Annotated in this window: 21 protein-coding genes; 9 read left to right on the top strand and 12 right to left on the bottom strand. The window is 54.7% G+C overall.

The annotated features are described in order from the left end of the window. The first annotated feature begins 11 nt into the window (after positions 1 to 11). The 4 genes from oppC to USF70_RS08220 are packed head-to-tail and all read left to right on the top strand — an operon-like array spanning position 12 to position 3,830. Positions 12 to 920: an oligopeptide ABC transporter permease OppC gene (gene oppC / locus USF70_RS08235; RefSeq protein WP_023312096.1), complete on the top strand. Its 909-nt coding sequence runs from the start codon at positions 12 to 14 to the stop codon at positions 918 to 920. A gap of 11 nt (positions 921 to 931) precedes the next feature. Continuing rightward, positions 932 to 1,945, top strand: a complete 1,014-nt coding sequence (locus USF70_RS08230) for an ABC transporter ATP-binding protein (RefSeq protein WP_023312095.1) — start codon at positions 932 to 934, stop codon at positions 1,943 to 1,945. Further along, complete coding sequence (oppF, locus tag USF70_RS08225; protein WP_023312094.1) at positions 1,942 to 2,946, top strand: murein tripeptide/oligopeptide ABC transporter ATP-binding protein OppF; 1,005 nt, start codon at positions 1,942 to 1,944, stop codon at positions 2,944 to 2,946. Before USF70_RS08230 ends, oppF begins: the two co-directional genes overlap by 4 nt. Positions 2,947 to 2,960: 14 nt before the next feature. Further along, complete coding sequence (locus tag USF70_RS08220) at positions 2,961 to 3,830, top strand: ion transporter (protein ID WP_033145756.1); 870 nt, start codon at positions 2,961 to 2,963, stop codon at positions 3,828 to 3,830. A gap of 31 nt (positions 3,831 to 3,861) precedes the next feature. On the opposite strand, the gene USF70_RS08215 is transcribed toward USF70_RS08220, so the two are convergent. Both USF70_RS08215 and cls read right to left on the bottom strand, forming a co-directional pair. Next, a complete protein-coding gene (locus USF70_RS08215) occupies positions 3,862 to 4,191 on the bottom strand; it encodes an HI1450 family dsDNA-mimic protein (protein WP_006810881.1) in 330 nt (109 codons plus the stop codon). 33 nt (positions 4,192 to 4,224) lie between these two features. Next, entirely contained in the window at positions 4,225 to 5,685 is a 1,461-nt protein-coding gene (gene cls, locus USF70_RS08210) for a cardiolipin synthase (protein WP_008502791.1), read from the bottom strand. A 158-nt stretch (positions 5,686 to 5,843) separates the two neighbouring features. Here cls and USF70_RS08205 point away from each other — a divergent pair, with 158 nt between their 5' ends. The 3 genes from USF70_RS08205 to USF70_RS08195 all read left to right on the top strand — a co-directional run bounded on the left by USF70_RS08205 (position 5,844) and on the right by USF70_RS08195 (position 7,810). Next, positions 5,844 to 6,017 carry a YciY family protein gene (locus USF70_RS08205; protein WP_086379783.1) on the top strand — a complete coding sequence of 58 codons (174 nt, stop codon included), beginning with the start codon at positions 5,844 to 5,846 and terminating at the stop codon, positions 6,015 to 6,017. 109 nt (positions 6,018 to 6,126) lie between these two features. After that, positions 6,127 to 6,762: a leucine efflux protein LeuE gene (gene leuE, locus USF70_RS08200; RefSeq protein ID WP_033145755.1), complete on the top strand. Its 636-nt coding sequence runs from the start codon at positions 6,127 to 6,129 to the stop codon at positions 6,760 to 6,762. 94 nt (positions 6,763 to 6,856) lie between these two features. After that, on the top strand, positions 6,857 to 7,810 hold the full coding sequence (locus USF70_RS08195; RefSeq protein ID WP_033145754.1) for a helix-turn-helix domain-containing GNAT family N-acetyltransferase: 954 nt from the start codon (positions 6,857 to 6,859) through the stop codon (positions 7,808 to 7,810). Positions 7,811 to 7,851: 41 nt separating this feature from the next. Here USF70_RS08195 and USF70_RS08190 read toward each other — a convergent pair whose 3' ends face one another. Further along, positions 7,852 to 8,148, bottom strand: a complete 297-nt coding sequence (locus tag USF70_RS08190) for a YciI family protein (protein WP_029741731.1) — start codon at positions 8,146 to 8,148, stop codon at positions 7,852 to 7,854. A gap of 220 nt (positions 8,149 to 8,368) precedes the next feature. On the opposite strand from USF70_RS08190, the gene tonB reads away from it, so the two are divergent. Further along, positions 8,369 to 9,097, top strand: coding sequence for a TonB system transport protein TonB (gene tonB / locus USF70_RS08185; RefSeq protein ID WP_223537848.1), 729 nt, complete (start codon positions 8,369 to 8,371; stop codon positions 9,095 to 9,097). 37 nt (positions 9,098 to 9,134) lie between these two features. Here the strand turns inward: tonB and yciA are convergent, their stop codons facing one another. From yciA to USF70_RS08165, 4 genes are all read right to left on the bottom strand, one after another. Then, positions 9,135 to 9,530: an acyl-CoA thioester hydrolase YciA gene (gene yciA / locus USF70_RS08180; protein ID WP_008502796.1), complete on the bottom strand. Its 396-nt coding sequence runs from the start codon at positions 9,528 to 9,530 to the stop codon at positions 9,135 to 9,137. Positions 9,531 to 9,634: 104 nt separating this feature from the next. After that, positions 9,635 to 10,174 carry a septation protein A gene (locus USF70_RS08175; RefSeq protein ID WP_025756566.1) on the bottom strand — a complete coding sequence of 180 codons (540 nt, stop codon included), beginning with the start codon at positions 10,172 to 10,174 and terminating at the stop codon, positions 9,635 to 9,637. Between the two features lie 56 nt (positions 10,175 to 10,230). Next, positions 10,231 to 10,974 carry a YciC family protein gene (locus USF70_RS08170; protein WP_032656704.1) on the bottom strand — a complete coding sequence of 248 codons (744 nt, stop codon included), beginning with the start codon at positions 10,972 to 10,974 and terminating at the stop codon, positions 10,231 to 10,233. A gap of 25 nt (positions 10,975 to 10,999) precedes the next feature. Beyond that, positions 11,000 to 11,404 carry a YkgJ family cysteine cluster protein gene (locus USF70_RS08165; RefSeq protein ID WP_180402695.1) on the bottom strand — a complete coding sequence of 135 codons (405 nt, stop codon included), beginning with the start codon at positions 11,402 to 11,404 and terminating at the stop codon, positions 11,000 to 11,002. Between the two features lie 282 nt (positions 11,405 to 11,686). Here USF70_RS08165 and ompW point away from each other — a divergent pair, with 282 nt between their 5' ends. Beyond that, a complete protein-coding gene (gene ompW / locus USF70_RS08160) occupies positions 11,687 to 12,319 on the top strand; it encodes an outer membrane protein OmpW (RefSeq protein WP_048975124.1) in 633 nt (210 codons plus the stop codon). A gap of 46 nt (positions 12,320 to 12,365) precedes the next feature. On the opposite strand, the gene USF70_RS08155 is transcribed toward ompW, so the two are convergent. The 5 genes from USF70_RS08155 to trpB all read right to left on the bottom strand — a co-directional run bounded on the left by USF70_RS08155 (position 12,366) and on the right by trpB (position 16,455). Next, positions 12,366 to 12,704 carry a hypothetical protein gene (locus tag USF70_RS08155; RefSeq protein ID WP_320735523.1) on the bottom strand — a complete coding sequence of 113 codons (339 nt, stop codon included), beginning with the start codon at positions 12,702 to 12,704 and terminating at the stop codon, positions 12,366 to 12,368. Between the two features lie 126 nt (positions 12,705 to 12,830). Further along, complete coding sequence (gene yedF, locus USF70_RS08150; protein ID WP_003856774.1) at positions 12,831 to 13,064, bottom strand: sulfurtransferase-like selenium metabolism protein YedF; 234 nt, start codon at positions 13,062 to 13,064, stop codon at positions 12,831 to 12,833. Then, positions 13,061 to 14,272, bottom strand: coding sequence for a selenium metabolism membrane protein YedE/FdhT (gene yedE / locus USF70_RS08145; protein ID WP_320735522.1), 1,212 nt, complete (start codon positions 14,270 to 14,272; stop codon positions 13,061 to 13,063). The genes yedF and yedE overlap by 4 nt, the downstream gene beginning before the upstream one ends. Positions 14,273 to 14,452: 180 nt before the next feature. Beyond that, positions 14,453 to 15,262 carry a tryptophan synthase subunit alpha gene (trpA, locus tag USF70_RS08140; RefSeq protein ID WP_232937818.1) on the bottom strand — a complete coding sequence of 270 codons (810 nt, stop codon included), beginning with the start codon at positions 15,260 to 15,262 and terminating at the stop codon, positions 14,453 to 14,455. Beyond that, positions 15,262 to 16,455, bottom strand: a complete 1,194-nt coding sequence (gene trpB, locus USF70_RS08135; RefSeq protein WP_047061021.1) for a tryptophan synthase subunit beta — start codon at positions 16,453 to 16,455, stop codon at positions 15,262 to 15,264. Before trpB ends, trpA begins: the two co-directional genes overlap by 1 nt. Position 16,456: the final 1 nt, after the last annotated feature.

The raw sequence follows: 16,456 nt of genomic DNA, 5'->3' as shown, positions 1-16,456 counted from the left end.
TGGAGCACGCCATGATGTTGAGTAAGAAAAACAGCGAGGCGCTGGAAAACTTCAGTGAAAAACTGGAAGTAGAAGGTCGTAGCCTCTGGCAGGACGCGCGCCGTCGCTTTATGCACAACCGTGCAGCGGTTGCCAGTCTGGTTGTTCTGGTGATCATCGCGCTGTTTGTGACCCTGGCGCCGATGCTGTCGCAATTTACCTATTTCGACACCGACTGGGGCATGATGTCCAGCGCACCGGATATGGAATCAGGCCATTATTTTGGCACGGACTCCTCCGGACGCGATCTGCTGGTGCGTGTCGCTATCGGTGGCCGTATCTCGCTGATGGTAGGTATTGCTGCCGCGCTGGTGGCGGTGATCGTGGGTACGCTCTACGGTTCACTTTCCGGCTACCTCGGCGGCAAAATAGACTCGGTAATGATGCGTCTGCTGGAAATCCTGAACTCCTTCCCGTTCATGTTCTTCGTCATCCTGCTGGTGACCTTCTTCGGCCAAAATATCCTGCTGATCTTCGTGGCTATCGGGATGGTTTCCTGGCTGGATATGGCGCGTATTGTTCGCGGCCAGACGCTGAGCCTCAAACGCAAAGAATTTATCGAAGCCGCGCAGGTAGGCGGTGTGTCCACCGGGAATATCGTGGTTCGCCATATCGTTCCTAACGTGTTGGGCGTGGTGGTGGTTTATGCCTCACTGCTGGTACCAAGCATGATCCTGTTTGAATCTTTCCTGAGCTTCCTGGGTCTGGGTACACAAGAGCCACTGAGCAGCTGGGGCGCGCTGCTAAGCGATGGCGCAAACTCGATGGAAGTTTCACCGTGGCTACTGCTTTATCCGGCGGGTTTCCTGGTCGTTACCCTGTTCTGTTTTAACTTTATCGGCGATGGCCTGCGTGATGCCCTCGACCCGAAAGACCGTTAAGGAGCGCCGTCATGACAATTATTGAAACGGCCACTGCGCCACAGGCGCAACAGCAGAATAACCTTCTGCTGGATGTGAAAGACCTCCGCGTGACCTTTAAAACGCCGGACGGGGATGTTACCGCCGTCAACGATCTCAACTTCAACCTGCGCGCGGGTGAAACGCTGGGGATCGTAGGGGAATCCGGTTCCGGAAAATCCCAGACTGCCTTTGCGCTGATGGGCCTGCTGGCTGCTAACGGCGTGATTGGCGGCTCCGCTAAATTCAACGGTCGCGAAATCCTCAACCTGCCGGAACACGAGCTGAACAAGCTGCGCGCTGAGCAGATCTCGATGATTTTCCAGGATCCCATGACCTCGCTGAACCCGTATATGCGCGTAGGCGAGCAGCTGATGGAAGTCCTGATGCTGCACAAAGGCCTGGGCAAAGCGGAGGCCTTTGAAGAGTCGGTCAAAATGCTGGATGCGGTGAAAATGCCGGAAGCGCGCAAGCGTATGCGCATGTTCCCGCACGAGTTTTCTGGCGGTATGCGTCAGCGCGTGATGATTGCGATGGCGCTGCTGTGCCGGCCAAAGCTGCTGATTGCCGATGAACCTACCACCGCGCTGGACGTTACCGTTCAGGCGCAGATCATGACCCTGTTGAACGAGCTGAAGCGCGAGTTCAACACGGCGATTATCATGATCACCCACGACCTGGGCGTAGTGGCGGGCATCTGTGACAAAGTGCTGGTGATGTACGCCGGTCGTACCATGGAATACGGCAAAGCGCGCGATGTCTTCTATCAGCCAGCCCATCCGTACTCAATTGGTCTGCTGAACGCGGTGCCGCGTCTTGATGCAGAAGGGGAATCTCTGCTCACCATTCCGGGCAACCCGCCAAACCTGCTGCGTCTGCCGAAAGGCTGTCCGTTCCAGCCGCGCTGCCCGCACGCGATGGAAATCTGCAACAGCGCTCCGCCGCTGGAAGAGTTTGCACCAGGCCGTCTGCGCGCCTGCTTTAAGCCGCAGGAGGAGCTGGTATGAACGCATTAGATGAAAAACGCAACGTGCTGCTCGAAATCGCCGATCTTAAAGTGCATTTCGACATCAAAGACGGCAAACAGTGGTTCTGGCAGCCGCCGAAGACCCTGAAAGCGGTGGATGGCGTCACGCTGCGCCTGTACGAAGGGGAAACCCTGGGCGTGGTGGGAGAGTCCGGCTGCGGTAAATCGACCTTTGCGCGAGCCATTATCGGTCTGGTCAAAGCCACCGACGGTAAAGTGGCCTGGCTGGGTAAAGATCTGCTGGGCATGAAGCCCGACGAGTGGCGCGAGGTGCGCAGCGATATCCAGATGATTTTCCAGGATCCGCTGGCATCATTAAACCCGCGTATGACCATCGGCGAGATTATTGCCGAGCCGCTGCGGACCTATCATCCAAAGATGTCTCGTCAGGAAGTGCGCGACCGCGTGAAGGCGATGATGATGAAAGTCGGCCTGTTGCCAAACCTCATCAACCGCTATCCGCATGAGTTCTCCGGCGGTCAGTGCCAGCGTATTGGTATTGCCCGTGCGCTGATCCTCGAACCGAAGCTGATTATCTGCGATGAGCCGGTTTCCGCGCTGGACGTCTCCATTCAGGCGCAGGTGGTTAACCTGCTGCAGAAGCTGCAGCGCGAAATGGGGCTGTCGCTGATCTTCATCGCGCATGACCTGGCCGTGGTGAAACACATTTCTGACCGCGTGCTGGTGATGTATCTGGGGCATGCCGTGGAGCTGGGCACCTATGACGAGGTGTACCATAATCCATTGCATCCATACACCAGAGCGCTGATGTCCGCGGTGCCGATCCCCGATCCCGATCTGGAGAAAAATAAAACCATCCAGCTTCTGGAAGGGGAATTACCCTCGCCGATTAACCCACCGTCAGGCTGCGTCTTCCGCACGCGCTGCCCGATGGCCGGGCCGGAATGTGCTAAAACGCGACCGGTTCTGGAAGGCAGTTTCCGACATGCGGTTTCCTGCCTGAAAGTAGACCCGTTATAATCGCAAGGGCTGACATGATGTCAGCCCTTATTTTTTGCGAGGTAACTGTGTCGCGTATATTCACGTCAGCCCGTCGGCGGCTATATCATTTTTTATTCGACCCTGAAACGGTTTCAGGGCGACGCTTTGAAGGTCTGTGCGGTTTATTTGCGCTCCTCAGCGTGGTAGTCATCTTTATTGAATCGGGTGCCGGGACGCAATACCACCTGACGTTTGACGAATGGCATATCTTTGTCTGGCTTGAGCTGGCGATTACCCTGGTTTTTACCGCTGAATATCTCCTCCGGGTAATAGCCTGGCCCAACCCGGCCAGATATGTTTTCAGCTTCTGGGGATTTATCGATTTAGCCACCATCCTGCCGCTCTATGTCATGTGGCTTTGGCCGGAGATTAGCCTGAGCTATGTCTTTGCCTGGCGCGCGATGCGCGTGATTCGGGTATTACGTATTCTGAAGTTACTGCGTTTTATGCCGTCATTACGCGTGTTCTGGAGTGCGATCGTCAGCGCCCGCCATCAGCTTATTTTGTTCTACTCGTTTATTGCCATCGTTATGATTGTTTTTGGCGCGCTGATGTATTTAATAGAAGGGCCCAAATATGGCTTTACGACGCTCAATGCATCCGTCTACTGGGCCATTGTGACCGTCACCACCGTGGGCTACGGAGATATTACGCCCCACACGCCAGTGGGGCGCATCGTGGCGTCAGTGCTGATTTTGATTGGCTATTCGGTGATTGCGATCCCGACGGGACTTATTACCACACACATGAGCAGCGCGTTTCAGAGCCGCAAGCAACAGCGCAAATGTCCTCATTGCCAGCAGGGCGAACATGAACACGACGCGCGGTTTTGTCACCGCTGCGGCAGTGAATTACCGGAGTAAATAAAAAAGGCTGCAATCGCAGCCTTTTTTATTATTCGCGCCAGAGAATATGGCACAGCTTGTGGTCTTTCTCGCGACAGAGCAGGACGCGGGCGAAAATATCGTTAATTTCGCCGCCGTCTTCATCGGCCAGCCCAATCACCACTTCGGCAAAGAAGTCAGGATTCAGGTCGAAATCAACATGCTCAGCCCAGTCTTCTGAAGGGTCGAACAATTCGGCGCCGCCGCGCTCTTCGAACTGCAGATTAAAGAGGATCACGTCTGCGGGATCGAGGTTATCAACCGCCAGTTCGAGAAAAATGTCATAGGCCTGCTCGAGCGTTTCGTCTTCGGTCAGGCGATTGTTCAGATCCATTTCCATGATGACTACCTGTTTAACATCGTTGGGCACGTTTTACAGCAACGGACTAAAGAAGTAAAACAGTCGTTCGGCAATTCTCTGCCACAGCGGACGTTTTACCCACAGTCTGGCATCCAGTAGCCGCGAGCGGGAGATATAATCATCCTGCACCGCCGCGAGATCGCCGCCAAAGCCGGCATCATCAATGACCAGCGTGATTTCAAAGTTAAGCCACAGGCTGCGCATATCCAGGTTGACCGTGCCCACCAGGCTCAGCTCACCGTCGACGAGAACGCTCTTGGTGTGGAGCAATCCGCCTTCAAACTGATAAATTTTTACCCCTGCGGCCAGCAGTTCGCTAAAGAATGCCCGGCTGGCCCAGCCCACCAGTAGGGAGTCATTTTTGCGTGGCAAAATGATGCTCACATCGACACCGCGCTGCGCGGCGGTACAGATCGCGTGCAGGAGGTCGTCGCTGGGGACAAAGTAGGGCGTCGTCATGATCAGATATTCACGCGCCGAGTAGGTTGCCGTCAGCAACGCCTGATGGATTAAGTCTTCCGGGAAGCCCGGCCCGGAAGCAATAGTATGAATGGTGTGACCGCTCGCCTCTTCAAACGGCATAATATTGCCGTCCGGCGGTGGCGGCAGGATACGCTTGCCGGTCTCTATTTCCCAGTCGCAGGAATAAACGATGCCCATCGAGGTGGCAATCGGACCCTCCATTCGCGCCATCAAATCAACCCATTGACCTACGCCCGAGTCCTGTTTGAAGAAGCGCGGGTCAACCATATTCATACTGCCGGTATAGGCAATATAGTTATCGATCATGATCATTTTGCGATGCTGACGGAGATCCATCCTGCGCAGAAACACGCGCAGGAGATTCACCTTCAGCGCTTCAACCACTTCGATCCCGGCATTACGCATCATGCCCGCCCAGGGGCTACGGAAAAATGCCACGCTACCCGCGGAGTCAAGCATCAGGCGGCAATGAATGCCGCGCCGCGCGGCGGCCATCAGCGATTCAGCGACCTGGTCAGCCATCCCGCCGGGCTGCCAGATATAAAAAACCATCTCGATATTATGACGAGCCAGCTGAATATCGCGGATTAACGCCTGCATGACGTCGTCGGACGAGGTCAGTAGCTGCAGTTGATTGCCCTTAACGCCGCCAATCCCCTGGCGGCGCTCGCAAAGCTTAAAAAGTGAGGAGGCGACGCTGCTGTTCTCCTCGGCAAAAATATGTTTGCAGGCCTTAAGATCGTTCAGCCACTTCGCGGTGGAGGGCCACATGGCACGGGCGCGCTCGGCGCGGCGTTTACCCAGATGAAGCTCGCCGAAAGAGAGATAGGCAATAATTCCCACCAGCGGGAGGATATAAATGATCAGAAGCCAGGCCATGGCAGAGGGTACGGCTCTGCGCTTCATCAGGATGCGTAATGTCACACCCGCGATTAACAGCCAGTATCCCAAAATGACCAGCCAACTCACCACGGTGTAGAAGGTTGTCATAGGTAAAAAAATCCTTTTGAAAGCGTATTGTTATGAGTGTACGCATCAGGATTCATCTGGCAAATAAAAACGCCAGGTAAAAGCGCTGGTTTGCTGCCGGGTTGGGTTTATAATGGCCTTTCTTTTAGAGAAAAAGTGTTAGAGAAAGAGTTGTAGACATGAAGCGCAGTAGAACAGAAGTAGGGCGCTGGCGCATGTTGCGACAGGTGAGTCGTCGCAAGGCTCGTTGGCTGGAAGCACAATCCCGCCGCAATATGCGTATTCACGCCATCAGAAAATGTGGATTGACCAGGCACCGCAATGCGTTGCTGTTCGCAGTCCAGGATATCTGAAACCATGAGGGCACCGTAACGGGTGCCCGCTGATTTTATAGCGTCTGTTTTTTTAGGAATAGCGTATTTGCAGCGATATTCCTGTTGTGTTTAGCAAAAGGAGGGAGAAGTGTTTGCGGAGTTTGGCGTACTGAATTTCTGGACGTATGTTGTCGGCGCGTTTTTTATCGTGCTGGTGCCAGGGCCGAATACCCTGTTTGTGCTCAAAACCGGGATCGGTCACGGCGTTAAAAAAGGGTATCTTGCCGCCACGGGCGTGTTTATCGGCGATGCGGTGCTGATGTTTCTGGCCTGGGCGGGCGTCGCGGCATTAATCCAGACCACGCCGGTATTGTTTAATATCGTGCGCTATCTCGGGGCTTTCTATCTGCTCTGGCTGGGCGGCAAAATGCTCTGGTCAGTGGTGAACCGCCAGAAAAATGCGAATGAGAGCGGCCCCGAACCGGCCAGTATGATCATGAAACGTTCGCTGGTATTAAGCCTGACCAATCCCAAAGCGATTCTGTTCTACGTATCGTTCTTCGTTCAGTTCATTGACGTGAATGCACAGAGTACCGGAACTTCTTTCCTGATCCTCGCGACGACGCTGGAGTTGATAAGCTTTATGTACATGAGCTTCCTGATCTTCTCCGGCGCGTTTGTCACGCGTTATCTGAAAACGAAAAAGAAACTGGCAAAGCTGGGAAACGGGCTGATAGGGCTGCTGTTTGTCGGGTTTGCGGCGAGGCTAGCGTCGCTGCATTGATGGTTTAAAAGGCTCCTGAGGGAGCCTTTTTTATTATGTTTGACAACCCCTCATCCATTAGTTGTATAGTGCAACTTAATGATGAGGGCACAACATGCACAGCGAAACCCCGGTAGTCAGTGTTATTCGACGTTCCTCGCGCCTTATGGTGCGAGAGTTAGGTTTTATGGCCTCGACCCTGGCCTCAACGAATTACTCACCTTCGGCCGTCCATACCCTGGTCGAAATAGCCCTACGCAAAGAGATGACGGCGAGTCAGCTGGTGCAGCTGCTGGGCCTGGATAAATCCAGCGTCAGCCGGATGCTGGCTCGCCTGATTGCCGCGGGCGAACTCGAGGAAGTTACTTCACCTGAAGATGCGAGAGCGAAGAGTCTCAGGCTGACCGCGAAAGGTCATGAGACGGTCAGTAAAATTAATACCTTTAGCAATGAGCGCGTGGTCTCAGCAATAAAGAGTCTGGCTCCTGCGCAGCAGCAGACCATTTCTCAGGGACTTTCCCTTTATGCCAACGCGCTGCTGGCGTGCCGTGAGACAGGCAGCGACACGCGCCCCGACGAGCTCACGATAGTGCAGGGATATATTCCCGGCATGATTGGCCGTGTCGCGGAGATGCACGGGGTCTATTACGCGCGCGAGCATCATTTTGGCCGTTTTTTTGAGGCCAAAGTGGCCGCAGGGGTTGCAGAATTTAGTGACCGCCTGGATAAGCCATGCAACCAGATCTGGCTGGCGGTGATGAACAGCAGGATAGTGGGGTCAGTGGCGATAGATGGCGAGGATTTAGCCCCGGGTGAAGCCCATCTGCGCTGGTTTATTCTCGACGATGGCTGCCGGGGACACGGGGTGGGGAAAAAACTGCTGACCGAAGCGATGCGCTTTTGCGACAGCGTAGGTTTCTCTGCCGTGCATCTCTGGACATTCAATAAGCTGACCGCCGCACGACGTTTATACGAATCGTTTGGATTTACGCTCGTTAAAGAGTGGGAGGGCGATCAGTGGGGAACCCTTATAACGGAGCAGCAGTTTACCCGGCGCAGAGACGCGTAACTTCCACCATAAAAAAGGCTCCTTTCGGAGCCGCTTTGGTTTCAGAACACTTTCTTATACGGTCGAACCGTCACTTTCGCATACACACCTGCGGCAACATACGGATCTGCGTCAGCCCAAGCCTGAGCGCTTTCCTGAGATTCAAACTCAGCAATCACTGTGGAACCGGCAAAACCGGCGGCGCCCGGATCGTTGCTGTCTACTGCAGGCATTGGGCCGGCGGTCAGTAAACGGCCTTCATCCTGGAGCAGCTGCAAACGTGCCAGATGCGCAGGGCGCACAGCCTGGCGTTTTTCGAGCGAATCAGCAACATCTTCAGAGTAAATCACGTAAAACACGGCGAAGCTCCTTAACCGGTAAAAGTGTCAGTTACGTTATGTGAAAGGGCAAACGACTGCAATGTAAAATAAAAACAATGTTAATACCCTGATCTGAATGCGCCTTTTTTGGCCTCTCATGCGCTAAAGTTGCGCCAGAACAAAGTGTCTTATTGAATATGATTGCTATTTGCATTTAAAATCAGTGTTCGGTTTTTTAACGTTGATGATTATGACTTCGATGACCCTTGATTTACCTCGCCGCTTTCCCTGGCCGACGCTGCTTTCTGTCGTGATTCACGGTGCTGTTGTGGCGGGTTTGCTGTATACCTCGGTTCATCAGGTTATTGAAATGCCCGCGCCCGCGCAGCCGATTTCGGTGACAATGGTATCGCCAGCGGATCTCGAACCGCCGCAGGTTGCACCTCCGCCACCGCAGCCGGTGGCTGAACCTGAGCCAGAGCCAGAGCCCGAGCCTGTTCCGCCGCCACCGAAGGAAGCGCCGGTGGTGATCCATAAGCCTGAACCGAAGCCAAAACCTAAGCCGAAGCCAAAACCGGTGAAGAAGGTCGAGGAGCGTCCGAAACGCGAGGAACGTCCGGTTGAACCGCGCGCGACCCAGACGGTCGAGAATGCAGCGCCTTCGCGTCCGGTGATGAATAACACCGCAACCGCGCCTAAGCCGACAGTCAGTGCCCCCGCGGGCCCGCGCGCACTGAGTCGCAACCAGCCTCAGTATCCGGCGCGAGCGCAGGCCTTACGTATTGAAGGCCGCGTACGGGTTAAATTTGACGTCACTGCCGATGGCCGCGTGGATAACGTGGAAATCTTGTCCGCTCAGCCTTCTAATATGTTTGAGCGCGAAGTGAAATCGGCGATGCGCAGATGGCGCTATGAGGCCGGGAAACCGGGCAATGGACTGATCGTGAATATTGTTTTCCGCCTGAACGGCGGGGCGCAGATGGAATAAAAAAAGCCTCCTGATGGAGGCTTTTTTTGCCTGTCGATCAGGCCTGCGGAAGTTGACGAGGTTTACCCTCGCTATCCACTGCAACATAAATAAACAGCGCTTCGGTGGCCTTATAACGCTGCCCAATGGGTTCCGAAGAGACTTTCTTAACCCATACTTCGATGTTGATTGAAATAGAGGTGTTGCCGCGTTTGACGCAGCGCGCGTAGCAGCAAACCACATCTCCCACCGCAACCGGGCGCAGGAAGGTCATGCCGTCCACTCGCACAGTCACCACGCGCCCGTGGGCAATCTCTTTTGCCAGAATTGCGCCGCCCATATCCATCTGCGACATCAGCCAGCCGCCAAAAATATCGCCATTGGCATTGGTGTCAGCGGGCATTGCCAGTGTGCGTAAAACCAGTTCGCCCTGCGGGGCGTTAGTTGTTGTCATTGTTTTAACTCGTAACGGAAGACTTCAGGCGGGATGCTACTATGATTTCACAGCGGAGAGAATAGACCAGAACGCCTGTCGTAGACGTTCTGGTCAGTCGTTAATCAGTGCTTGTCGTCCTGCGGCATGTGGCGATAGATGTATACGCCGCTTAACAGCGTGAAGATAAGAGTCAGCGCGGTCAGGCCGAAGACCTTGAAGTTGACCCAGATATTCTGCGGCAGCCAGAAGGCAATATAGATATTGGCAAGACCACAGAGAATAAAGAAGACCGCCCAGGCGATATTCAGACGGGACCAGACTTCCTGAGGCAGCGTCAGCTCTTTGCCCAGCATGCGCTGGATCAGCGGCTTTTTCATGACCCACTGGCTAATTAACAATGCGCCCGCAAACAGCGCGTAAATAACGGTCACTTTCCACTTAATAAATTCATCGTTGTGGAAGAACAGCGTCAGCCCGCCGAATACGGCGACCAGGACGAAGGTAACCAGCGCCATTTTTTCGACTTTGCGATAGCGCACCCAGCTGTAGATCAGAACAACAGCCGTTGCAACGATCAGCGCAGTGGTCGCGGCATAAATATCGTACAGCTTATAAAAAGCAAAAAAGACCACGAGCGGTAAAAAATCAAGAAACTGCTTCATTCTGTGATTCCATCTTCTGAGCGGGGCGGGAGGCAGCGATGCCACCCGCCTCAGGATTACTGACGAATTAACATATACAGGCGGAACAGATAGACCAGCAGTACCGCTGAAATCAGATTGCTCAGCGTATTCGCCACTACCGCGCCAACGTTCGGCGTTAATACCGCAAAATTCGGTGCAAACAACAGCAGGAGCGTTTTGGCGAGCAGCCAGCCGATCACGGCGGGAGCCACCAGACGCATATTAGCCCATGCCAGTCTGATGCTGCTGCGCATCGCGGTAAAAATCCCCATTTTATCCTGCACCACCATCACAGGCGCAAATGAGAGCACGATAGCCAGTAATACGCCCGGCACCACGACCAGCATAATCCCCATTTGCACCAGCATGGTGGTTAAAAAGATCAGAATAAACAGCTTAGGTAAGACTGGCGCACTCGCACCAATCGCCCGTAAGGCGCTGACCCGGTGACCCGCCGAGACCAGCTGAATCATCAGCAAAACGCCGCCCGCCAGAACCGCATTACCGATCAGGCCCGAGAACGTGGACGCGGCAGACGCCCGCAGCAGAATTTGCTGCTGCTCCGGCGTCATGTTTTGCACCAGTTCAAACAGCCCCACGCTTCCGGCAAGATGGTCGCCCTGGCTCAGGCTGGCAATCTGTTCTTCACTCGGTGAGAAGGCATGGCCCAGCACCACCGTGATAAAGGCACATAGCAACGCGATCAGTAAAAAGGTTATGAACTGATTGCGGAAAAAGTTTCCCGTGTCACGGTAGACAGACTTCGCCGTGATAGACATGCACTCTCCTTGAGTATTGCAGGTGTTAATTAGCCGGCAATTGTACACCGGATGCAACTGCTGTGGCAGCATCAAGGCTTGTATGGAAAAGCATATCTTTGTAAAGCGGCGGTAATCCAACGCGCGCCCGGGCGCGATTACAGGCTTCGTTGACCTGCCCATCTTCCCCCGACATGGCAAATTCCCGGCACGGGCTGGGCCGATCCTCATAAATGGAACATCGGGTAGAGACCCCTGGCTCACCCTGTAGCGCTACGCAGCGGGCCTGCTTTTGGTTTGTGCCGCTCATGCAGCGCAGAAAGGGCGTTAACGGCTCAGTAAGATGAACCGGAACGGTACCGCCGCCATCGCTGGCTTCGGCCCAGTAGAAAGAGACTCGAAAATACGCACAACAGGCTCCGCACGTCATGCACGGGTTGATATCACTCATGGCACACCTGCAAAAGAAGAACGCATCAAATCAACTTGTGAGAGCGATAAATTATCCAGCCGTCAGAGGAAGAGCAAGAGGGGAAAAAGGGAAAATTTTGTAACCGTGAAATGCCAAAAATTGACATGGAAACAACTTATCGCTTTTGGATGCGTAACAAAAAATTAATCCAGATCAATGAATGTTAAGTTACTGGTTTTAATGTGATCTGTAGCAGATCACTTATTACTCATTTGTGAGTATATTCTCATCCGCGATTAAAACCACAACGATGGAGCGGATATGAAAAAATTAGCGGTGGCAGCCCTTGTATTAAGCAGTCTCTCTGGCGGCGCGTATGCGCATGAAGCAGGCGAATTCTTTATTCGTGCCGGTTCGGCTACGGTTCGCCCAACTGAAGGATCGGATAACGTGCTGGGTATGGGCGGTTTTAACGTCAGTAATAACACCCAGTTAGGGTTAACGTTCACCTATATGGCGACGGAAAACGTTGGTATTGAGCTTCTGGCTGCAACGCCGTTCCGTCATCGCGTGGGCCTGGGCGCAACCGGTGATATCGCTACGGTTCACCATTTACCGCCAACGCTGATGGCGCAATGGTACTTTGGCGATGCCAGCAGCAAGGTGCGTCCTTATATTGGCGCCGGTGTGAACTACACCACCTTCTTTGACGAGAAGTTTAACGATACCGGTAAAGAGGCCGGTCTGACTGACCTTAGCCTGAAAGATTCCTGGGGTATGGCGGGGCAGGTCGGTCTGGACTATCTGATTAACCGCGACTGGCTGATTAACGCCTCGGTCTGGTACATGGATATTGATACGGACGTACGCTTCAAGGCGGGCGGTCAGCAGCAAAGTATCAATACTCGCCTGGATCCGTGGGTGTTTATGTTCTCTGCGGGTTATCGTTTCTGATCCCCCGTCAAACTGGCCACAGGGTGGCCAGTTTGCTTTGCTCACTTCAAAACGACGGATAAACCGGCCGCTCATCAAGCTTTACGCAGTGCCTCAGGATCTTTTCCCCATCGTATAAATAGCTGAAAGCGTCGCTGGTCAGGGAATGGAAAAGAATATCGCCGTTGGCAAACGGGATAATTTCGGTATCTCCCGCACGTTTATGTCCCGCACCGGTTTCAAAATGACCTTGCCATCGTTCCTGGGTATGGTCATAAACGTGCAGAATGATCTCGACAAGTCCTCTTTGCGGACAATTAAGGCGCAGGAAGGTAGAAGAGAAATTCAGGGACAGCGCATGGAAGGGAATCAATAAGGCGAAAACCAGTAAAGCTCGTAAATACATCAAACCGCGAAAACCTCCTTCAAAAGGGAAATGAGATTTTACTTAAGTCAAAAATTGCGTTTTTGCCGTGGATCAAGATGTCCTATAATTCAATAGGATAAAGGCCCCTTACGAGGCCCTTAGCGATCACTTCTGAATCAAATACCGAATGGTCGGGCCATCCTGCTGGATATCCAGCACCGTGTAGCCGTGGTTTTTCGCATCCAGCGGAATGTTGTTGATGGACTGCGGACAGTCGCTGACCACTTCCAGAATTTCCCCTTTTTTGAGCTGCGGTAGGGCTTCAAGCGTGGCAACAGCCGGATAAGGGCAGGGTTCACCGACCATATCCAGACGGTAATCGGGCACGATCTCTTTCATGCAGCATTCTCCTGGGTTTCTGTTTTAACACTCGCGCGACGGAAGAAGCGTTTCTCCTGCGCGACAACCAGTAAAAAAGCGACCAGCAGCAGGGCATAGGTGACCAGCAGGCCGCCGAGAGGGCCGAAGGTGCTCAGCAGGTTGACCTTGTCCCAGCTCGTGGCAAGCGCCGGGGACAGATCGTCCCAGAAGTACGCCAGGATCGTCGAGCCGATAACATTTCCCAGGCCCACCCACCAGTAATGCACCTGACCTTCAACGGCGCGGTACATCCAGCCGGTTTCACACCCGCCAGCCAGCACTATACCGAAGCCGAACAGCAGGCCGCCAATGACCGCGTTAGGACCGGCCCACATGATTTTCGGTTCAACGCCGAGCTGAACATAGCTGAAGATACCGATGGCGCTGACCGCCATCCCGGCGATAATCGCCTTCGCCATCATCGTCCGGCCGGTGATCCACATATCGCGAAACGCGGAGGTAAAGCAGATCTGCGCGCGTTCAATGAGCAGGCCAAAACCCACGCCGAACAGCATCGCCAGGCCGAGTTTGGGCTGATTCATCGCAGTGCAAAGCGCCCAGGCGACCATAGCCATAAAGACCAGCATACCGAGGCGGAAACGACGACGCGCCTGGTCCGGCTTCTGGGTTAACGGAGACGCTGCGCTGACTTTTGTCATTTTCACCGGAATGCGGAACAGCGGCAGCAGGGTAAATTTGGCACCGAAGTAAGAGCCGATGGCCGTGGCGACAGCAAAGAACCAGGCGTGAAGCGAAAACTGAGGAATACCCGTAAAGAAAGCGGCCAGGTTACAGCCCATCGCCAGACGGGCGCCAAACCCGGCAATGATACCGCCGACCACCGCCTGCATTATGCGACTACGGCTTTTGGGCATCCGCAACTTAACGTTGTTTGCCCACAGCGCCGCCGCGAAACAGCCGCCGAACATGCCGACGATCATCATCCCGTCGATGCGGGTTAGCGGCGTGCCGTCCAGATGGATGAGTTTAAAGTAACCCCACTCTTCGGTATGCACGCCAGCGAGCTGTAGCAATTGACCACCCCAGCGGGTGAACTCGCCGGTCACGGCCCAGAAGGTGCCGGTGATGCCGAAATAGTAGGTAGAGAGAATGCCTGCCGCGATAACGGCCGGAACAGGTGACCAGAACTTAACCAGGTAAGTCTGTTTGAAGGCGTGCCATGACATGAATAAGCCTCTGAACTCAGAAGGATTAAAGATAAAAAAGAGTCCAGATCATACGCTTGCACGCCAGAATGGAAAGCCATTCACGCCGAAAATATCGACGGGATCAATTTTGAGGTAATCCGTTGTAGAAGGTGGGGAAGGAAGGGGAACCGTCTGACAGGAAGCCAGACGGTAGAGAGGTTATGCTTTACGCGTCGCCGCTTTCATTACGGTCACAAACGCTTTCAGCTCGGCCAGCATCTGCTCTGGCTTGTCCACGTTCTTTTCGATGATCTTCACAATCGCGGAGCCGGAGATGGCACCTGCCGCCTTCGCGTCAACCGCTGCGGTGACCTGATCCGGGGAGGAAATCCCGAATCCCTGCAGCGGAGGCGCGGCATGATACTCGGCCAGCTTCTCCACCAGATGATGCAGCGGCAGTGCGGCTTTATTCTCGGCACCGGTCACGCCCGCGCGGGAGAGCAGGTAGGTATAGCCGCGTCCGTAAGAGGCAATCTGGCGCAGCAGGGCGTCATCGGCGTTCGGCGGGCAGATGAAAATCGGGGCGACGTTATGGCGCATGGCCGCCTGACGGAATGGCGCAGATTCCTCGACCGGCACGTCTGCCACCAGAACGGAGTCGACGCCCACGCGGGCGCACTCGGCGTAAAACTCATCGATACCGCGGTTGAACACCAGGTTGGCGTACATCAGCAGGCCAATTGGAATGGTCGGGTGCTTCTGGCGAATCGCCGCCAGCATCTCGAAGCACTGGGTCGGTGTCACACCGGAGGCGAATGCGCGCAGCGTCGCGTTCTGGATGGTCGGGCCATCCGCCAGCGGATCGGAGAACGGAATACCCAGCTCCAGCGCGTCGGCACCGGCCTCAATCAGGGTGTCGATGATCTTCAGCGACTGTTCCGGGCCCGGATCGCCCAGGGTGACGAAGGGAACGAACGCGCCTTCCTGGCGGGATTTCAGCTCTGCAAATACGTTGTCGTAGCGTTCCATCAGATTTCCCCTCGTGCTTTCAGAATATCGTGAACGGTGAAGATATCTTTGTCACCGCGTCCGGAAAGGTTCACCACCAGCAGCTGCTCTTTTTCCGGGTTTTCTTTCATCATTTTCAGCGCGTGCGCCAGGGCGTGCGAAGACTCCAGCGCCGGGATGATCCCTTCGCTGCGGCACAGCGTTTTAAAGGCTTCCAGCGCTTCGTCATCGGTAATGGAGACATAGTCCGCGCGGCCGGTACTGTTCAGGAACGCATGCTGTGGCCCGACGGACGGGAAGTCGAGGCCGGCAGAAATAGAGTAAGACTCTTCAATCTGACCCTCATCGGTTTGCATCATCGGGGATTTCATCCCGAAGTAGATCCCCACGCGGCCATGCTTCAGCGGCGCGCCGTGTTCACCCGATTCAATGCCGTGACCGGCAGGCTCTACGCCAATCAGGCCGACGCTGGCGTCGTCGATAAAGTCTGCGAACATGCCGATGGCGTTAGATCCGCCGCCAACGCAGGCGATCACCGCATCCGGCAGACGCCCCTCTTTTTCGAGGATCTGCGCTTTGGTCTCTTCACCGATCATGCGCTGGAATTCGCGCACGATAGTCGGGAACGGGTGCGGGCCCGCCGCGGTACCGAGCATATAGTGCGCGGTTTCATAGCTGCCAGACCAGTCGCGAAGCGCTTCGTTACAGGCATCCTTCAGCGTCGCGGAGCCGCTGTGCACCGGGATCACTTCCGCTCCCATCAGACGCATACGGAAGACGTTCGGAGACTGACGCTCAACGTCTTTCGCTCCCATATAGATGCGGCATTTCAGACCGAGCAGGGCGCTGGCAAGCGCAGAGGCCACGCCGTGCTGACCCGCACCGGTTTCGGCGATGATTTCGGTTTTGCCCATACGCTTCGCGAGCAGCGCCTGGCCCAGCACCTGGTTAGTTTTATGCGCGCCGCCGTGCAGCAGGTCTTCACGCTTCAGATACAGCGTGGTTTTGGTGCCTTCCGTCAGGTTGCGGCATTTGGTCAGCGCGGTCGGACGACCGGCGTAATTTTTCAGCAGGTCGGTAAATTCCGCCTGAAACGCCGGATCTTTCTGCGCGCTGACAAACGCTTCTTCCAGCTGGCGCAGCGCGGGCATCAGGATTTGCGGGACGTACATCCCGCCGAACTCACCAAAATACGGGTTAAGTAATGTCGTCATC

Origin of the sequence: Enterobacter sp. 237C8 (genome assembly GCF_034106865.1) — a bacterium.
GTDB classification, from domain to species: domain Bacteria; phylum Pseudomonadota; class Gammaproteobacteria; order Enterobacterales; family Enterobacteriaceae; genus Enterobacter; species Enterobacter asburiae_B.
The sequence above is the reverse complement of the archived record's forward strand: the minus strand, read 5'-3'. Positions and strand labels throughout refer to the sequence as shown.

Bases quoted from the DNA above. Each gene is read 5' to 3' on its own strand.
- oppC (WP_023312096.1), top strand. From the start codon at position 12: ATGATGTTGAGTAAGAAAAACAGCGAGGCGCTGGAAAACTTCAGTGAA.
- USF70_RS08230 (WP_023312095.1), top strand. From the start codon at position 932: ATGACAATTATTGAAACGGCCACTGCGCCACAGGCGCAACAGCAGAAT.
- oppF (WP_023312094.1), top strand. From the start codon at position 1,942: ATGAACGCATTAGATGAAAAACGCAACGTGCTGCTCGAAATCGCCGAT.
- USF70_RS08220 (WP_033145756.1), top strand. From the start codon at position 2,961: ATGATGTCAGCCCTTATTTTTTGCGAGGTAACTGTGTCGCGTATATTC.
- USF70_RS08215 (WP_006810881.1), bottom strand. From the start codon at position 4,191: ATGGAAATGGATCTGAACAATCGCCTGACCGAAGACGAAACGCTCGAG.
- cls (WP_008502791.1), bottom strand. From the start codon at position 5,685: ATGACAACCTTCTACACCGTGGTGAGTTGGCTGGTCATTTTGGGATAC.
- USF70_RS08205 (WP_086379783.1), top strand. From the start codon at position 5,844: ATGAAGCGCAGTAGAACAGAAGTAGGGCGCTGGCGCATGTTGCGACAG.
- USF70_RS08195 (WP_033145754.1), top strand. From the start codon at position 6,857: ATGCACAGCGAAACCCCGGTAGTCAGTGTTATTCGACGTTCCTCGCGC.
- tonB (WP_223537848.1), top strand. From the start codon at position 8,369: ATGACCCTTGATTTACCTCGCCGCTTTCCCTGGCCGACGCTGCTTTCT.
- yciA (WP_008502796.1), bottom strand. From the start codon at position 9,530: ATGACAACAACTAACGCCCCGCAGGGCGAACTGGTTTTACGCACACTG.
- USF70_RS08175 (WP_025756566.1), bottom strand. From the start codon at position 10,174: ATGAAGCAGTTTCTTGATTTTTTACCGCTCGTGGTCTTTTTTGCTTTT.
- USF70_RS08170 (WP_032656704.1), bottom strand. From the start codon at position 10,974: ATGTCTATCACGGCGAAGTCTGTCTACCGTGACACGGGAAACTTTTTC.
- USF70_RS08165 (WP_180402695.1), bottom strand. From the start codon at position 11,404: ATGAGTGATATCAACCCGTGCATGACGTGCGGAGCCTGTTGTGCGTAT.
- ompW (WP_048975124.1), top strand. From the start codon at position 11,687: ATGAAAAAATTAGCGGTGGCAGCCCTTGTATTAAGCAGTCTCTCTGGC.
- USF70_RS08155 (WP_320735523.1), bottom strand. From the start codon at position 12,704: ATGTATTTACGAGCTTTACTGGTTTTCGCCTTATTGATTCCCTTCCAT.
- yedF (WP_003856774.1), bottom strand. From the start codon at position 13,064: ATGAAAGAGATCGTGCCCGATTACCGTCTGGATATGGTCGGTGAACCC.
- yedE (WP_320735522.1), bottom strand. From the start codon at position 14,272: ATGTCATGGCACGCCTTCAAACAGACTTACCTGGTTAAGTTCTGGTCA.
- trpA (WP_232937818.1), bottom strand. From the start codon at position 15,262: ATGGAACGCTACGACAACGTATTTGCAGAGCTGAAATCCCGCCAGGAA.
- trpB (WP_047061021.1), bottom strand. From the start codon at position 16,455: ATGACGACATTACTTAACCCGTATTTTGGTGAGTTCGGCGGGATGTAC.